Source organism: Nocardia sp. NPDC050713, assembly GCF_040654315.1.
Lineage (GTDB): Bacteria > Actinomycetota > Actinomycetes > Mycobacteriales > Mycobacteriaceae > Nocardia.
The window spans coordinates 318197-334461 of sequence record NZ_JBFAHS010000002.1 but is presented as its reverse complement, the minus strand read 5'-3'; the positions used below and the strand labels follow the sequence as shown (position 1 = coordinate 334461).

At 68.7% G+C, this 16265-nt stretch carries 15 protein-coding genes; 8 read left to right on the top strand and 7 right to left on the bottom strand.

What is annotated here, in order from left to right:
- Nucleotides 1-64 precede the first annotated feature (64 nt).
- From AB0H49_RS04860 to AB0H49_RS04845, 4 genes are all read right to left on the bottom strand, one after another.
- Nucleotides 65-2029, bottom strand: a complete 1965-nt coding sequence (locus AB0H49_RS04860; protein WP_357247251.1) for a CocE/NonD family hydrolase — start codon at nucleotides 2027-2029, stop codon at nucleotides 65-67.
- 26 nt (nucleotides 2030-2055) lie between these two features.
- Nucleotides 2056-2916 carry an SDR family oxidoreductase gene (locus AB0H49_RS04855; protein ID WP_357247248.1) on the bottom strand — a complete coding sequence of 287 codons (861 nt, stop codon included), beginning with the start codon at nucleotides 2914-2916 and terminating at the stop codon, nucleotides 2056-2058.
- Nucleotides 2917-3033: 117 nt separating this feature from the next.
- Nucleotides 3034-3678 carry a helix-turn-helix domain-containing protein gene (locus AB0H49_RS04850; protein WP_357247245.1) on the bottom strand — a complete coding sequence of 215 codons (645 nt, stop codon included), beginning with the start codon at nucleotides 3676-3678 and terminating at the stop codon, nucleotides 3034-3036.
- Complete coding sequence (locus AB0H49_RS04845) at nucleotides 3662-4273, bottom strand: helix-turn-helix domain-containing protein (protein WP_357247242.1); 612 nt, start codon at nucleotides 4271-4273, stop codon at nucleotides 3662-3664. Before AB0H49_RS04845 ends, AB0H49_RS04850 begins: the two co-directional genes overlap by 17 nt.
- 357 nt (nucleotides 4274-4630) lie before the next feature.
- On the opposite strand from AB0H49_RS04845, the gene AB0H49_RS04840 reads away from it, so the two are divergent.
- The 8 genes from AB0H49_RS04840 to AB0H49_RS04805 are packed head-to-tail and all read left to right on the top strand — an operon-like array spanning nucleotide 4631 to nucleotide 12653.
- Nucleotides 4631-5476, top strand: coding sequence for an ABC transporter permease (locus tag AB0H49_RS04840; RefSeq protein ID WP_355001584.1), 846 nt, complete (start codon nucleotides 4631-4633; stop codon nucleotides 5474-5476).
- A gap of 1 nt (nucleotide 5477) precedes the next feature.
- The gene (locus tag AB0H49_RS04835) at nucleotides 5478-6344 is read left to right on the top strand and encodes an ABC transporter permease (RefSeq protein ID WP_355001585.1); all 867 of its coding nucleotides are present in this window, start codon (nucleotides 5478-5480) and stop codon (nucleotides 6342-6344) included.
- A gap of 4 nt (nucleotides 6345-6348) precedes the next feature.
- Nucleotides 6349-7410, top strand: coding sequence for a mammalian cell entry protein (locus tag AB0H49_RS04830; protein ID WP_357247239.1), 1062 nt, complete (start codon nucleotides 6349-6351; stop codon nucleotides 7408-7410).
- Nucleotides 7407-8429, top strand: coding sequence for an MCE family protein (locus tag AB0H49_RS04825; RefSeq protein ID WP_357247236.1), 1023 nt, complete (start codon nucleotides 7407-7409; stop codon nucleotides 8427-8429). Before AB0H49_RS04830 ends, AB0H49_RS04825 begins: the two co-directional genes overlap by 4 nt.
- Nucleotides 8417-9451 (top strand): MlaD family protein, encoded by a 1035-nt coding sequence (locus AB0H49_RS04820; RefSeq protein ID WP_357247233.1) that lies wholly within the window; start codon nucleotides 8417-8419, stop codon nucleotides 9449-9451. Before AB0H49_RS04825 ends, AB0H49_RS04820 begins: the two co-directional genes overlap by 13 nt.
- Nucleotides 9452-9454: 3 nt before the next feature.
- Nucleotides 9455-10552 (top strand): MlaD family protein, encoded by a 1098-nt coding sequence (locus tag AB0H49_RS04815; protein ID WP_357247231.1) that lies wholly within the window; start codon nucleotides 9455-9457, stop codon nucleotides 10550-10552.
- Nucleotides 10549-11607 carry an MlaD family protein gene (locus AB0H49_RS04810; protein ID WP_357247228.1) on the top strand — a complete coding sequence of 353 codons (1059 nt, stop codon included), beginning with the start codon at nucleotides 10549-10551 and terminating at the stop codon, nucleotides 11605-11607. Before AB0H49_RS04815 ends, AB0H49_RS04810 begins: the two co-directional genes overlap by 4 nt.
- The gene (locus AB0H49_RS04805; RefSeq protein WP_355001591.1) at nucleotides 11604-12653 is read left to right on the top strand and encodes an MlaD family protein; all 1050 of its coding nucleotides are present in this window, start codon (nucleotides 11604-11606) and stop codon (nucleotides 12651-12653) included. The genes AB0H49_RS04810 and AB0H49_RS04805 overlap by 4 nt, the downstream gene beginning before the upstream one ends.
- A gap of 188 nt (nucleotides 12654-12841) precedes the next feature.
- On the opposite strand, the gene AB0H49_RS04800 is transcribed toward AB0H49_RS04805, so the two are convergent.
- From AB0H49_RS04800 to AB0H49_RS04790, 3 genes are all read right to left on the bottom strand, one after another.
- Complete coding sequence (locus AB0H49_RS04800; RefSeq protein WP_357247225.1) at nucleotides 12842-13855, bottom strand: HEAT repeat domain-containing protein; 1014 nt, start codon at nucleotides 13853-13855, stop codon at nucleotides 12842-12844.
- Complete coding sequence (locus AB0H49_RS04795; protein WP_357247223.1) at nucleotides 13842-14534, bottom strand: HEAT repeat domain-containing protein; 693 nt, start codon at nucleotides 14532-14534, stop codon at nucleotides 13842-13844. The genes AB0H49_RS04800 and AB0H49_RS04795 overlap by 14 nt, the downstream gene beginning before the upstream one ends.
- 86 nt (nucleotides 14535-14620) lie before the next feature.
- Complete coding sequence (locus AB0H49_RS04790) at nucleotides 14621-16147, bottom strand: FAD-dependent monooxygenase (RefSeq protein ID WP_357247220.1); 1527 nt, start codon at nucleotides 16145-16147, stop codon at nucleotides 14621-14623.
- Nucleotides 16148-16265: the final 118 nt, after the last annotated feature.

Here is a 16265-nt window from a genome sequence, read left to right as displayed (position 1 = left end):
CCCCTTGCCTTTCCGGTCTCGCGACCGCGCGGCAACGGCCGCCGATCCAGTTCGTTCGCGAGTATCAGTCGCCGCCGAGCGCGCGGAAGCTCAGGTAGCTGGGACGGTCAGGGCGCAACAGGATGCGCTGACCGGCGATCTGGCGCTGCTTCCACGGCGGAATCAGATGGCGCGGGAAACTAGTGGGGCTGACCGCGACTCGCAGCCGATGCCCGGCGCGAAGCAGCGCCTCGGTGGGGTTGATCTCGATGTCGATCTCGAAGGCCTCCCCCGGCGTCACCGGCAGCGCGGAATCGGCGGTCATGGGGTGCATGGCGAAAAGCAGTTCGCCCTCGGCGTAATAGCTGTCGGCGGCATCGATCGCGCGGAGCGTCGACAGCAGCGCGCCGCGAGTGAGGGGCGCCGACACACCGTCGGGGCGCACGTCGCACACGGTGACCGACCAGAAAGCGTCGGCCCCGTCGACCGCGGCGAGCAAGTGCAGATTCATCGGACCGGAGAGCACGGTGTCGGTCCCGAACGGCGCGCTGGTGAAGGTGATCGCGGTGGCCTCGCTGCGCCGGTCGTCGTTGCCGAAACGGTCGCCGAACAGCAGCGCGACGCCCATCGTCATGACCGCGGTATTGTTCGAGGCCGCGCTGACTCGGCCCGTCGGCACCGTCAGCGGGTACTCGGTATCCGTTGGCGCGGTCGACAATCCGCCGTCGGCGGCGGCGTGTGCCGCGGTGCCGCTCGGATCGGCGGTGAGGTAGAGCCTGCGCACACGCGTCGCCGGGTCCGGGAACTCGGCGCGGCGGATCCAGCGTCCATCGCCTTGTCTGCGCACCGTCACCGGTCCGTACCGGTCGATTCCGTTGTCGACGCCCTTGACCCAGCGGTCGAAGAACGCGCACTGGAGTTCGTCGAGCGCCTGCGGGTTGCCGGGATCGCCGAAGCCGGAGCCTGGCGTGAGGTGGTAGGAGTCGTCCACCAAGATCTGCTTGGCTCCCGGCGCGACCGGAATACGTTCGTAGATGCGGAAATTCGAGCGGTTGTAGACGTCGTGCCAGCCGCCGTGGATCCAGGTGGGGACGTCGATATCCTCGAAGTGCGCCAGCCGCGCCGCCCACTCCGGATTGAGGTAGCCGTCGGGGTGGTCGATGCTGACGGCGATCCGGATGGCGCGGCGTACCCAATCCGAGCGCCCGGTGATCCGGTCGCGCAGGTACCGGCCGAGCAGCCCGTTGCGGACGAGACCGGGCAGCGCCGGAAGCCGCCCGGCTCCGTGCACGAACAGGATCCACGCGAGCATGCCCGGTGTGGGCACCCCGCCGGTGAGCCCGAGTTCGCGCACCGGGTTCTCTCCCGCCTCGATGGCGAATACGGCGGCGAGTCCCTCGGGGCGCAAGCCCGCGGTGACGAGCGCCGCGATCGCGCCGTAGGAAAGACCCGTCACCGCGACGCGTCCGTCGCACCAGGGCTGTTCGCGCACCCACCGGACCACCTCGAGATAGTCCCGCTGTTCCCGGTGACCGAAGAAATCCCAAGTGCCCGTGGAGCTTCCGGTGCCGCGTACGTCCACCATCAGCCCCACGTACCCGCGCGACACGGCGGTGCGGTTGATCGCGAACGGTTCCAAGACACCGCCCGCGGGTGTGCGCAGCACGTCCCGCGCGGTCATCCTGGCGCGGTCGGACGGTGCGACGCGACCCGCCAGCGTGCGCAGCGCCCGATTCGCGCGCATGCCGTGCCGGTTGATCATCTTGTTGTAGGCGGTGAAGTTGATCAACGCCGGGAGCGGTTCGGTGGTCGGCCCGGAGCGGTCGCCTGGGCGCAGGACGTCGGCGCTCAGGACCGCGCCGTCGGACATCGTGATCGGAACCGTCACGGACGCATGCAGTTTCGGATAGCGCTCCGGTCCGATGTCGAAACGTGCGTCCGGCGGTGCGCCGGTGGCGCTCGTCAGCGGTTCGACCATGGCGATCCCCTCTCCGAGGTGGGTGTCCGGCCGCTGGCGCAGCCGGACGAAGCCCGCCGTCGAGCCGCGCATGGCCGGAGCGAAGGCGGAGGTACGCCTCAGGGTGCGCGCAGCACCCCTGGCTTGTCGACGTACCGCTGCATCGCCCAGTTCAGCCCGCGCATGGCGAGGTTGTAGGCGGGCGGGAAGTAGCGCTGGGCCCAGTGTCCGATGCGAATGTCCTGCGAGGTGTAGATCAGGTACCTGTTCCGCTCGACCCCGCGCACAATGGAATTCGCGGCCTGCTCGGCGGTGACGGCGTGCCGCAGGAACAGCTTCAGCCCGCGCTGTACCGCCTCTGCCTCGCGGTCGACGCCCGCGATGTCCACGCGGTTCACCATCGGGGTCGACATCGCGCCCGGGCACACCAGGCTCACGCCGATGCCGTGCCTGCGCAGGTCGAAGCGCAGCACCTCCGAGACGCCGCGCAGCCCGAATTTGCTCGCGCTGTACGGCGCGTGCCACGGCAGGCCGAACAGGCCCGCGGCCGAGGACACATTGACCAGGTGTCCGCCGCGTCCAGCCTCGATCATCGGCGGCAGGAACTCCTCGATGACGTGGATCGGCCCCATCAGGTCGATGTCGATGGTGCGCCGCCACTGGTCGTGGGTGAGCCGGTCGACGGTCCCCCAAGTGGCGATGCCCGCCACGTTCATCACGATGTCGACGCTGCCGATCTTCTCGTGCACCTTGGCCGCCAGCGCGACGACGGCGGTGTGGTCGCTGACGTCGAGCGCTTCGGCCAGGTGCACGGTGGCGCCCGTCGCGCGCAACTCTTCGGCAGTACGCTGCAGGCCTGCCGCGTCGATGTCGGTGAGGATCAGTGACGCGCCCTTGGCCGCTACCGCGTGCGCGGTGCCGCGGCCAAGACCGCTGGCCGCCCCGGTGATCAGGCAGCTCTTACCGTCGAACTTCGTCATGGCTAGACCATAGTGTTGACGAACATCATTGTCTATAAATCGGGCGCGATCCGTCCCAGACGGAACCGACCATGCGGCTGCGCAGCCCGCCGCCACTGCCTCGGAGCCCGTTGTAGCTCAGGGTTTTTCGTACAGCAGCAGATCGACCACCCGCAGAATCCGGTCGAGGTCGAAGCGCTCGGGTTCGGCGAGCATCTGGCGCGCGACGGTCTGCACGGCGCCTTGCACGATTTCGACGAAGACGTCCAGATCCACCTCGTCGGCGCGCTCTTCGGCAGGTCGGCTCGCCAGCCAGTCGCGCAGCAGCCGCCGCAACGGTGCGCGCAGTTCGTCGCGCGCCCGCTCGATCGGTGCGCGCAGTGCGGCGGGCACCCCGTCGATCGGGTAGTAGACCAGCCGCCAGCTGTCCGGTACGGAGCGCAGATCGCACAAGAAGCGCCTCAGGCCCGAGAACAGCGCCGCCTTGGGATCGGCGGGCGCGGCGGCACTCTCGGCGACGTGCGAGGTGGCGGCGACCATGCGCGCGGTCTCGCGCGCGATGAGATCGCGGAGCAGGTCGTCGCGGTTGGCGTAGAGGTCGTAGACCACCGGGCGGGTCACGCCGCCGCGCTCGGCCACCGCCGCGATGGTGACGTCGGCGAATCCGGACTCGGCGAGGATGCGTAAGGCCGTGTCGAGCAACTGTTCTCGCCGGTCGGCGGGCTGCAGGCGCTTGGCGTACCTGCGGCGCGGCCGCGCGGCGTCGCTACCGGCCCGCGCCACCGGACGCCTCCCCGATTCCAGCCGTCGCCACCGCTCGGCGCGCGATCCAGCGCAAGGTCGAGGCGATCGCGTCGCGGCGCTGCGTTCCGCCTTCGGCCAGCAGCAAGCGCGCGGCGGTCTCGCTGGTGCTGATGGCGGTGTAGCTGACGAGTTCGGCGTCCAGTTCGCGTTCGGCCATGGCGGCGATGATCCGGATCATCGCTTCGGAGCGCTCGCGCAGCGCCATCCGGCCGCGCGCCACCCGTTCGTGCGCCGAGGGCGGCAGGGCTTGGTCGCGCATCAGCACGAAGCGCCACGTGCCGGGCGCGGCCAGCACCATGTCCAGGAACAGGTCGGCGGCCTCGACCGCGATCGCGGTGGGATCGGTCCCTGGCCGGATCTCGGGAAAGGCCGCGGCGGCCATCGTCAACGCGCGCTCTTCCTCCCGATCGAGCAGGGCGGTGAAAAGAGCGTCGCGGTCGCCGAATTCGGCGTAGAGGGCGGGCCTGGTCAAGCCGGCGGCTCGGGCGATGGCGTGCATGCTCGCCTGGGCGTAGCCCTCGCGGAGGACGAGATCGCGTGCCGCGTCGAGGATCTGGTCGCGTCGCGCTGACACCTTCGCCTCCATGGTCGTAGGTTGTTGAGCGTCAGCACTCCCCCAGCGAACTGGTCACTCGATTGAAACAGTGTACGCAGGAGATGACTCGCCGGGGCGGAGCGCGCTCGAACGTCGGGCTGCCACACCTCGTCTTGCCTTCGGAGACAACCGGATTCGTCGAATTCTACGGCGACGACGTCGGCTCGGAGGTAAATTGACGTCGTTGTATTTGCGTGTGACGTGGATTACTTCCGGCCGGTAAAAGTGCTGGCTGTCACATGCGAATGTGTCGTCGGGCTACCGGCTTCCGGTGACTGTCGGGCGACGAGCGCCGAGGCGGATCGGCGTGCGCAACGGGGGACGCAGGGAGGAACCATGAAGGAGGCGCCACCGAGCGTCGCGGACGCGGGCGCGATCCGGATCGTGCGGGAAAATGTCACCGGCACAGCGGTTTCCAGCGTGCGCACCTTCGGAAGGGCCGTCGATCTCGGCATCGAGTCGGTGCGCGGCGCGCTCTCCGATCTGATCGGCCTGCGCTTCCAGTGGCAGGAGATGCTGCGCCAGGCCTGGTATCTGGTGACCGTCACGGCACTGCCCGCCGTCCTGATGGCGGTGCCCTTCGGCGTGGTGGTGTCGGTGCAGGTCGGCAACCTGATCCACCAGCTCGGCGCCGACTCGATGATCGGCGCGGCCGGCGGGCTCGGCGTGATCCAGCAGGGCGCGCCCATCGCGACCGGCCTGCTGCTCGGCGGTGCGGGCGCCTCGGCCATCGCCGCCGATCTCGGCGCGCGGACCGTGCGCGAGGAGATAGACGCGTTGCGCACCATGGGCATCAGTCCCGTGCACCGGCTGGTGATTCCCCGGGTGGTGGCCATGCTTTTCGTCGCGCCCCTGCTCAACGTGCTCATCATCTTCGTCGGCGTGGTCTCCGGCTACGCGGTGGCGATCAGCGCGCAGAACGTCACGCCGGGCAGCTACTGGGCGACGTTCGGTTCCTTCGCGGTCGTCGCCGACGTGTGGATCTCGCTGGCCAAGGCCATGCTGTTCGGATTCCTGGTGGTGATCATCGCCTGTCAGCGCGGGCTGGAGGCCAGAGGCGGTCCGCGCGGCGTCGCCGATGGTGTCAACGCCGCCGTGGTGATCTCGGTGGCCTCGATCATCGTCGTCAACCTGGTGATCACCCAGATCGTCACGATGTTCCTACCGCTGCGGGTGGCCTGAGATGACCGCGACACCGTACGCGCCAAGGGGTCTCGGCTGGGCCTATCGCGTCGTCCGCGAGCGCGGCAGGCTCCTCGCTCCGGTCGAGAACACCGGCTTCCTGCTCGGGTTCGTCTTCCAGGCGCTGTGGGCGATACCGCTGACGTTGCGCCGCTACCGCGCCCAGACGATGCGCACCATCACCGATATGACCTGGGGACGCGGGTCGGTCATCGTCGGCGGCGGCACCGTGCCGATGCTGGTGGTGCTCGGCGTCGCGATGGGCGCGGGTGTCGGCATCCAGTCCTTCGCCGCGCTGGACCTGATCGGGCTCGGACCCGTCACCGGGGTGGTGTCGGCCTTCGCCAACACCAGGGAGCTCGCACCGATCGCGGCGGCGGTCGGCTTCGCGGCGCAGGCGGGCTGCCGGATGACCGCGGAGATCGGCTCGATGCGCATCTCCGAGGAGATCGACGCCATCGAGTCCCTCGGGCTGCGCTCGGTGCCGTTCGTCGTCACCACGCGGGTCATCGCGGGCGCCGTCGCGATCGTGCCGACCTTCCTCATCGCGCTGATCCTGAGCTACCTGGCCTGCTCGGCCGTCATCGTGCTGCTGCACGGTCAGGCGGGCGGGGTCTACAACCACTACTTCTTCCAGTTCACCAGCGGCTACGACGTGCTCGCCGCGGTGATCAAAATCCTGGTGTTCGGCGTCACCGTGATCCTGATCCATTGCTACTACGGCTTTTTCGCCTCCGGCGGACCCGAGGGAGTCGGCATCGCCTCCGGTCGCGCGGTGCGTGCCAGCTTCGTCGCCATCATCGCCCTCGACATGGTGCTCACCATCGTGCTGTGGGGCGTCGACTCCGCCATCGAATTCCCGGGGTGAGCGCATGCCGAACTACGGACTGCCCGGCGTGCCGATGAACAAGCGCGGTTCCCGCGCGCTCGGCGCGGCCGCGTTGACGTTGACGGTCGTCGCGGCTCTCACCTGGCGCGCGGGGCTCGACGACCGGCCACCGGACCGCCTCCAGGTCCAATTGCGCACCGAGCAGATCGGCGAGGGCGTCATCGAGGGCACACGGGTGCGCTACGACGGCGTCACCGTCGGCGAGATCACCGAGATAACCGCCGTCGGCGTGGGTCGCCAGCTGATCACGCTGAATCTCGACAAGACGCAGACGGCGGGCCTGACCGACGCGCTGACCGTGGACTACGCCCCCGAAAACCTGTTCGGCATCAGCGCTCTCACGCTGCGAGCGGCCGACGGCGGCGCCCCGCTCACCGAGGGCGACCTGATCGATCTCGCCGGAGCGCACGCGGACAAGGTCACCGACGTGACCATGGGCAGCCTGCTGCGCGCGCTCACCGAGACCTCCACGGAGGTGCTCACCCCGCGGCTTTCGGAATTGCTCGCCACGGTCAACAGCGAGATGAGCTCGTTCGCACCGCTCTGGGAGGCGATCATCTCGCTGAGCCGCGCCGTGGCCGACACCCAGCGTTATCCGGCGCCGTACCTGATCGACCAGTACTCGGCCTTCTTCGGTGGCGTCGGCGATTTCGCCTCCGCGACCTTCCGGCTGCTGCACTCGGTCATGAACATCGAGATCTTCCTGAACGACCGCCCGCGCTACGACGCCACCATCACCATGGTCGTGGACGGTGCGCTGCCGTCGATCGGCGCGCTCGGCGACGCCGCGAACCGGCAATTGTCGCCGTACACAACCGAACTGACGCCGCTGGTCGCCGCCCTCGCCGCCACCGTGCCCGCGCCGGGTCGCTCGCGCGCCGAGCTGCTGGAACTGATCGATCGGTTGAACCGCATGTTCTCCGACACCCCTGACGGCCCCGCTTTGAACGTGGCCGTGATCCTGCGCGGGATGCCCGGGCTGGCGGTGCCGTTGCTCGGGACGTCGGACTTCGCGGCGCTCGATGGTTCGGGGGGTGCGCGATGACGACCCTGCCGATCCGAGCGGTGATGTGGCGACTCGGACTGTTCGCCGTCGCGATGCTCGTGCTGCTCGTCGTCATCGTGCAGGCGATCACCCGGCCGGTGGACGGCGAGACCGGTTCCTATACCGCGGAATTCACCGATGTGAGCGGATTGAAGACCGGCGACGACGTCCGGATGTTCGGTGTCTCGGTCGGCAAGGTCGCCGAGATCGAGCGGGCGGGCACCAACGCGCGGGTGCGCTTCACGGTTCAGCGCGACCGTCCGATCTACGACTCCAGCGTCCTCGCCATCCGCTACCAGTCGCTCACCGGGCAGCGCTACGTCGATGTGCGGCAACCGGATCGGCCGGGCACGCCGCTGCCGCCCGGTGCGGCGCTCGGGGTGGCCAACACGGTGCCGTCCTTCGACATCACCCAGCTGTTCAACGGGTTGCAGCCGGTGATCGCCGAGTTCTCCCCCGGCGCGCTCAACCAGTTCACCGAGAGCGTGCTCGCGGTGATCGAGGGCAACGGCTCCGGCATCGGTCCCGCGCTGGACGCCATCGAGAAACTCAGTCGCTACACCTCCGATCGGCAGGCGGTGATCGCGACCATCGTGGCCAACCTGCACGCGATCTCCGGGCAGATCGGCGGTCGCTCACCGCATCTGGTCACCCTGATGGCAGGCATCGCCGAGGTGATCAGCGCGTTCCGGGTGAAACTGGACGGATTGCTCGACTTCGCCGCCGCGGCCCCCTCGGCGATGGCGCCCCTGAACCGCCTGATGGAGACCCTCGGATTCACCGAACACGCGAACCCGGACCTGATGACGGACCTGCGGCTGCTGTTCCCCGACCCGGACGCCGCGCTGGACCTGCTCGGCAGGCTCCCCGGTCTGCTCCAAGCGCTGAGCAATGTACTGCCGCCCGCCCCCGGCGCGGCGGGACCGGTGTCGATGAGCTGTTCCAAAGGGTCGTTCCAACTTCCCCAGGTGCTTTCGGTGCTCGTCGCCGGGCAGAGGATCGCGATATGCAACGGATGACGCAACATCTGCTGAATCGGCTCGCGCCGCACGGGTTTTCGCACGACCGGCACCAGGCGGCGAAGAACGCGAGGGAGTTCCGCTTCGGCGTCCTCGGCGGACTGTCCGTCGCCGCGTTGCTGCTGGCCACGGCGGTGATCTATCTGGTCCCGTTCGGCAAGGCGAGCTACACCGCCGACCTGGTGGAGGCCAACTCGGTGAAGGTCGGCGACCAGGTCCGCCTGGCAGGCATCACCGTCGGCTCGGTGACGGCGCTCGAGCTGGGCGAGACGAAAGTGCGGATGACCTTCACCGTCGACCGCGACGTGTTCCTCGGCGACACGACCAGCCTGGAGATCCGCATGCTGACCGCGGTCGGCGGCCACTACGTCGCGGTGTTCCCCTCGGGCACAGAAGCTCTCGGCTCGCGACCGATTCCACCAGATCGAGTCCGGCTCCCCTACAGCCTAATGCGCATTCTGCAGGACGCCGCCGCGCCGGTCTCGGAAGTCGACGGCGAGACGCTGCGCCAGAATCTGGCCGCCCTCCAGCAATCCCTCGACACCAGTCCGGACGCGCTGCGTCAGATGGGCGGCGCGATGCAGTCGTTCGTCGACATCCTGCGCAGGCAGAACCACGAGGTCTCGCGCGCGCTCACGGTGATGGACGAGTACCTGCGCACCATCGACGTCAACAAATCGCTCATCGGCACGTTCGTCCGCGAGCTCGGCACACTGATGACCGTCGGCCTCGGCAAGCGCGCCGAGATCGCCTCGGCACTGACCATCGCCGCCTCGCTGCTGTCCAGGATCGCCGCCATAGAGCCGTCTTGGCGCGAGATCCTCGCGCCGCTGGCCGGGAAGCTTCGCGAGTTGCTGCCCCAACTGGAACAGCTTGCCGCGCAACTGGATCTGGCCCTTCCGCAGTGGAAGCAGCTGCGCGAGCGACTCGTGGCGCTGACCGCCTCCGAGGAGGGTGTCGTCATCGATCAGTCGGCGCTCACCGCGCCGGTGTGCATTCCGCTGCCCGGATGGGAGTGCTGAGCGATGAAACGCATTCTGCGTTCCCAGGGTTTCGTGACCGTGCTCGGCGCGCTGGTACTCGCGGCGGTCGCCGCAGTCGCTTACCTTGTGGTGTTCGATCCCGTGAAGAAGACGGTCGCCTACTGCGCCATGATGCCCGACGCCGTCGGCCTGTATGCGGGCAATCACGTGACAGCCCTTGGCATTCCGATCGGCACTGTGAACTCGGTGCGCCCCGAGGGCACTGGTGTGCGGGTGGACTTCGAGGTGCGGGAGGATCGCGTGTTGCGCGGCGAGGTCACCGCGACCACGGTCTCCGACACACTGGTGGCCGATCGCGACCTCGCGGTCCTCGGCGAGCCGGGCGCCGCGCCGTGGGACCGGTCGACGTGCATCACCAACACCTTCACGCCGAAGAGCATCAGTCAGACGCTCCAAGGCTTCTCCCAGCTCGCCGGACAGCTGACCGGCGGCGGAAATCCGGGCGAGCAGACAAGGATTCGCGACAGCGTCGTCGCCTTCGAAGCCGCCACCTCCGGCACCGGACCGGCGCTGAACAAGCTGATCACCGATCTCGGCGACGCGCTGCGCGCGCCCGACGCGGCCATCGGACATATCGGCGGGCTGCTCGACTCCTACGGCAGGCTGATGTCGAGCATCGCGATGAACTGGGACGACATCCGGATCGTGCTGTTGCAGGCGAGCGAGGGCATCGCCTTCATCAACGAGCTCTGGGACCGGGTGGTGCAGCTCATCGACTCGCTGCTGGTCATTCTGCCGTGGCTGAACAGCATCGCCCGCGAATACGGCAGGCCGATCCTCGGGGCGCTGGACGGCGCGCTGCCCGGATTGCGGCTGCTCTCGGCGAACGTCGCGACGCTGCGGCAGCTGGTGGAGATGATTCCGCCGATCGTGCAGTTCTTCGAGGAGGTGATCGACCCGGCGACCGGCAGGCCGCAGCTGACCTACGCCGCGCCCAGGGTCGGACTGCCCCGCGAGCAGGCCGACCAGGTCTGTGCCGCGCTGAACGCGGTGCTGCCCGGCCACTGCGGCGGAGCCGAAAACGGTTTGGCCGACGTGAATCTCATGTCCCTGGTGCTCGGAACGGTAGGTGCCCGATGACCACGCGATCTGTCCGGCGCGCCGCGCTCGTCCCGGTGCTGACACTAGGGCTGCTGTCGGGATGCGGATTCGATCCCGCGCAAGTGCCGGTGCCCGGCGCGACGGTGTCCGGCCCCACCTACCAGGTGCGGATCGAGCTGGCCAACGCGCTGAACCTGCCCGCCCGGGCGAAGGTCGTGGCCAACGGCGCGCAGATCGGCAGCCTGCGCGAGGTGAGCGTGGTGGATCCGACGCTCGAGCAGCCGGGCCGGGTGGAGGCCGTCGTCGAGATCGCCGAACGGGTGCGGCTGCCGGTCGGCACCACCGTCCAGCTGCGCCAGAACACCATCCTCGGCGACATCTACATCGGACTCACCACGCCGACAAGCGATTTCGACCGCACCATCCCGCCGGGCGGAACCATCCCGCTCGCGCGCACCCGGCCCGCGCTCCAGGTCGAGGATCTGCTGGCCGGCATGTCCACCTTCGTCGGCGGCGGCGCGATGCAGCAGATGCAGGACATCGTCAACCGGGTCAACGCGACCCTGCCCGACCGGCCCGCCGAGACGGCGCGGATCTTCGAGGTCATCGGTCGCGACGTGTCCGACGTGGCCGCCGACATGGCGGTGGTGGACCGGTTCCTGGACACCATCCAGCGGGATCTGGATGCCGCGCTGGACAATCCGCGCGAACTGGACGCGTTGCTCAGTGAGCGCGGGGCGGTCGAGATCCCGGCCGACGCGAAATCGCTGGTCCTCACGCTCGGCGTCGTCGGCGGGCTCGGCATCGTCGGGCACGCGATCGCCTGGCTCGGCCCGCTGCTGGAGGCGAGTGACGCTGCCGCGAAAGCCTTGGTGCCCTTGCTGTTCGCGGATCAGCCACTGGATCTGACCGCGCCGTCGAATCTGAACCGGGTCGTGTCGCTGGTTCGCGACAAGATCATTCCGTTCGTCGAGCGCGGTCCGAAACTGAACATCGGCGCGGTTGCGGTGGACGGAGCCGAGACGCCGGTCGCCACCGACGAGCAGGTGGCGCGAATCATCGCCACCCTCAGGATGATCGGAGTCGTGCGATGACCGTCGCCACCGAGCCCGACTATCCCGGCTACGTTCCGCCTGCTCCCGCGGGCAGCACGAGCGACGAGGTGCTGCGGCGGCTCGGCCCGGTCGCCTCGCTGGCCGCGATCGCGGCGATTCTGCTGATCGGCGTCGGCTACCTGAGTTTCGGCGTGGTGCGGGTCGGCTGGTTCACCGAGCACACCGAGGCCACGATGACGGTCCCGGATTCCGGCGGACTGCTGCCGCGCTCCAAGGTCCTGCTCTCCGGTGTCCAGATCGGGCAGATCACCTCGGTGACCCACACCCGCGCGGGCATCGAGGTCGACTTCCGCTACGACGCCGAATACCGTGTGCCCGCGAACAGTTCGGTGCGCATCGAAACACTCTCCGCACTCGGCGAGCCCTACCTGGAATTCCGGCCGACGGCCGCGGGTGGGCCGTATCTGCGCGACGGCGACCGGTTGGCGGCCGCCTCGGTGCAGCGTCCGGTGTCGATTCCCGAGGTCGCCCGCACCGCCACCCAGCTGCTGGAACAGGTGGATCCAGCGACGGTGGCCGCCATCATCGAGAACTTCAGCACCGGTCTCGCGGGCACCGAGGCGGTGATCCCGCAACTGTCCAGAGCCTCCGATCTGCTGGCCGCGACGCTCGTGAGCCGCACCGACCTGATCCGCGAACTGCTGATCGACATGCAGGCCCAAGCCGCCGAGATGACTTGGGCAGGTGGCGAATTGACCGCCGCCGCCACCCCGTGGGCGGACTTCGGGCCGCGGGTCAGCGAGGTGGCCGCGGCGATCGCGCGAGTCGTGCGGATCGGCGACACCCCGGGCGACTACCTCACCGACACCGAAGACGTGATCGGACTGCTTCCCTTCCTCGACGCGCTCACCCGGAAACTGGACATGCTCGGACCCGAACTGCGCGAACTGTTCCCGGTCGTCCAGCCGCTGCTCGCGCTGACCACCGGCGTGCTCGGCAAGGTCGACCTCGGCAGCCTGATCTCCCAGGCGCTGCACGCCACGACACCGGACGGCGCGCTGCGATTGCAGATCACCGTCCGGTAGGACCGCCCCGCTACCTCGACGTGATGTGGTCGCTCCGATCGACCACGTGACACCGCTCGATCTCGTACTCCAGCACCCGGTCGGTGCGGTACTCGGCTATTGCAGCGACTGCTGGATATTGCGCTGGAACCGATCGAAGGTGGGCGGGGCGCGGGTCGAGGCCAGCAGATCTCGGGGTTCCGGGCAGCTCAGGGCATCGTCGGCGCTTCGAGCACTTTCACGAGGGACGAGGCGAGGAGGGCCACGGCCCGATCATCGTCATCGGCCAGCTGCCGCAGGATATCGAGCGCGATGGTCCCCGGCATCTCGGCGAGTGCCTGTGTCAGTCGCATCCGCACCGCCGAATCCGCTGTGGGGGCGGCGAGTTCATCGGCTATCGCGCTCATGATCCGGGCCGCCCAGTCGGGGTCGACTGCCAAGGTGCCCAGTATCTCGGCTGCCTCCACATCGTTCGGGCCTTCGACCACTGTGCCGACGAGCGTCGGCACAGCTCGGGTGACGCCGCGCGCACCGAGGGCCAGGGCGGCATGTCTGCGGATCGTCGTGTCCGTATCGCCGAGCGCGTCTGTGAGCGCCGCGATCGCTTCGTCGCCGGGTAGTTCGGCGAGCGCCAGGACCGCGCGCCGCCGGATGTCGACGTCGTCCGAACTCATGGCGGGTATCAGACTTGCCACACCGTCACCGCCCGCCCTCGTGAGGGCCCACCGAAGGGCCCCTGCGACGTTCGGATCCGATTCGGTGAGGACCGCCTCGGCCAGCAACTCGGCGGGCATCGCCGGGACCTCGGCCGAGGCCAGAACGGCTTGCTGCCGTCGCGCGGCACTCGGCGATTCGAGTCCGTGCAAAAGCTCGACGATGCGCGCGACGTCCCGCCAGCTCGAGGGCTCGGCCGTATCGACCATGCGGAGCCGCTCGAGTAGCTCCCGCTCCCGGTTCAGTCGTCCCTCGGCTTTTCGGATGAGGTCGCCGACCAGTGCGGATGGAGTGAATCCTGGATCGTCGAGAGCGGATCCGATCTGGCGCAGTGACAGTCCCAGGGATCGCAGACCCTCGACGTGGAAGATCCGCCGGATGTCGTCGGCAGAGTATTCCCGGTAGCCGCCCACGGTGCGGCCGGTGGGTCGTACCAGCCCGAGCGAGTCGTAGTGCCTGAGCATTCGGGCGCTCACACCCGAGTAGCGCGCCACTTCACCGATCAGCACGCGTTTCCTCCTTCCGGTCCGGACCGAGCGCGACGACCCGCCGTGCCTCGTCGACGGCGAGGTCGAATCCGGCGTCCGGGTCGTGCAGCAGCCGCCGCGTGGCGCTCGCATGGGCACGCACCGTCGGGTCGTGACTTGCCGTCGCCGCCTTCAGGATCGGCTCGATCACGTCGCCGAGCGCGACGAGGGCGCGGCTCAGACTCAGCCGTACGTCCCGGTCACCCCGGCCCAATTGACTGGCCAGTTCCGCGGCCAGCACCTCCTTCTCCGCATCGGGCACGAGAACGACGGCGGCGCGCCATGCACTCCGCGCGACATCGTCGTCGGAATCGCGCAGCAACGACCGCGTGAGCGCGGGCCACGCGTCCTTGTCCCCGATCTTCGACAGTGTGTGCAGGGCCTGGCTCCGGGCTTGTGCGCGTTCGGAAGACAGTTCCGCGCGCAGTTTCGGAACCGTGATCTCCGACGGGTGGCGGGTCAGCGCCCAAGTGAGCATGTCGCGCACGAAGAAGTCCGGCTCGATCGCGCACCGTGCTACGAGCGCATCGATGAAATCGGGTGCGGGTCGCGTACCGATCGCCAGCGCCGCCTTCAGCCGCGTCGACGAGTTCCCAGCGGCCAATGCGTCGCGCAGCCGCGTGTCCGGTGAATTCCAGTGTCTCGAGTTGATGGGGACCACCTCCGACCGCCAGTGAAGACCTTCGCACTGTGACAAGGTCAAGCTGGCGGGCAAGACGACATGCACATCTGAAGTGGGCATGGCGCTTACGCAGCGGCCGCCGAGCCGAACCAGTGCGACAGCGCTTCGCGCAGAGTCGGTGCGGCGGTCTCGGCCGGTTCGCCGATCGTGGCGGCCCAGGCGATGTGGCCGTCCGGGCGGATGAGCAGGGCGTCGGCTGATTGATCGTCGGCCTTGGCCGTGCGAATGTCGATGCGGTGCGCCCATTCCCCGGCGATCTCGCGGAGCTGCGAGCGTTCGGCCAGGTCGAGGAAAACAGGCCGCCCGGCGCGCATGAGTTCCGCGACACTTGTCGTGCCCTGGTCGGTGCGCAGGGCGAGATCGGTCGCGAAGACGCCGGTCAGGGCATGCTCGCCGGGCATCGGGTAGCGGATGTCGGTGCCGCCGACCAGCGCTCCGACGCGGCGCAGAGCCGATTCGTCCCGGAGCAATTCCTGGAAGACCTCGCGCAGCGAGTCGGCGGCCTCGTCGTGTCCGCGCCGCAACGCCACCTGCGCCCGGGTCTGCAACCGCGCCCGCGCCCCGGCGAAGTGGCGTTCGTCGTGATAGGTGTCCAGCAGTCCGGCCGGAGCCCAGCCCTGGACGTCGGCGGCCAGCTTCCACGCGAGGTTGACCGAATCGAGCATGCCGACATTGAGCGCGGTGCCGGTGGCGGGCAGCAGGTGGGCCGCATCGCCTGCCAGCAGGATCCGCCCGGCCCGGTACCGTTCGGCTTGCCGATCCTTGAAGGTGAAGCGAGACAGTCGCTTCGGATCCGACATGGGAAGATCCACGCCCAGCACCCGGCGTACGCTGTCCGCGAGTTCGGTCAGGGTCAGCGGCTCGTCATCGTCGTAGTCCGCGGTCTCGTCCTCGACGGTCTGCAGAAACAGACCCCCGGGGTTGGGCGCGAACGCGAACATACCGCGGTCGGTTCGGTTGAACCCGAAGGGAAGCCGCCCCAAACCGGGGACATCGATGTCGCCGTTGTCGTGCACGGTGACCGCATCGCCCACCGAGACCTGAGCGACCCGGTTGACCTCCGGATAGGTGGTGCCGGGGAACCCGATACCCGCCATGTCGCGGATCCGGCTGCGGCCGCCGTCGCAGCCGACCAGGTAGCGGGCGGTCAGCCGGTACGGTCCGTCCGGCCCGCGCACCTCCGCGGTCACCGTGGCCTCGTCCTGGCTCACTCCGACCACCTCGTGACCGCGGCGGATCTCGGCGCCGAGTTCGCGGGCGCGTTCACCGAGTAGTCGTTCGATCTCCATCTGCGGAAGCGGCACCGCCCGCATCGGCGGATCCGCCATCTGTGTGAAGTCGAGATGCGTTCCGCCGAAAGGGAATCGGGCGGCCACGTGTGGGTCGCTGCTGGCCGCTTCGAAGCGATCCAGGATGCCGCGGTAGCGCAGCACGTCCAGGATCCGACCGGCGATACCGCTGGCCTTCGGGACGTCTCGGGGCTCCAGATGCTTCTCCAGCACCAGCGGCCGCACACCGGCCAGGCTCAATTCGGCGGCCAGCGTCAGTCCGGCCGGTCCGGCGCCCACGATGATCACGTCGATGTCGGTCACGCGTTACTCCCAATGTCCGCAGATTCTGGCTCAGGTCGGCAATTCTGCGGTACACCCGGGGTCTTGCCGCAAGGCCCCCGGTCGGCTATACCTTGAAAAGGGAAAGCACCGAGTACCT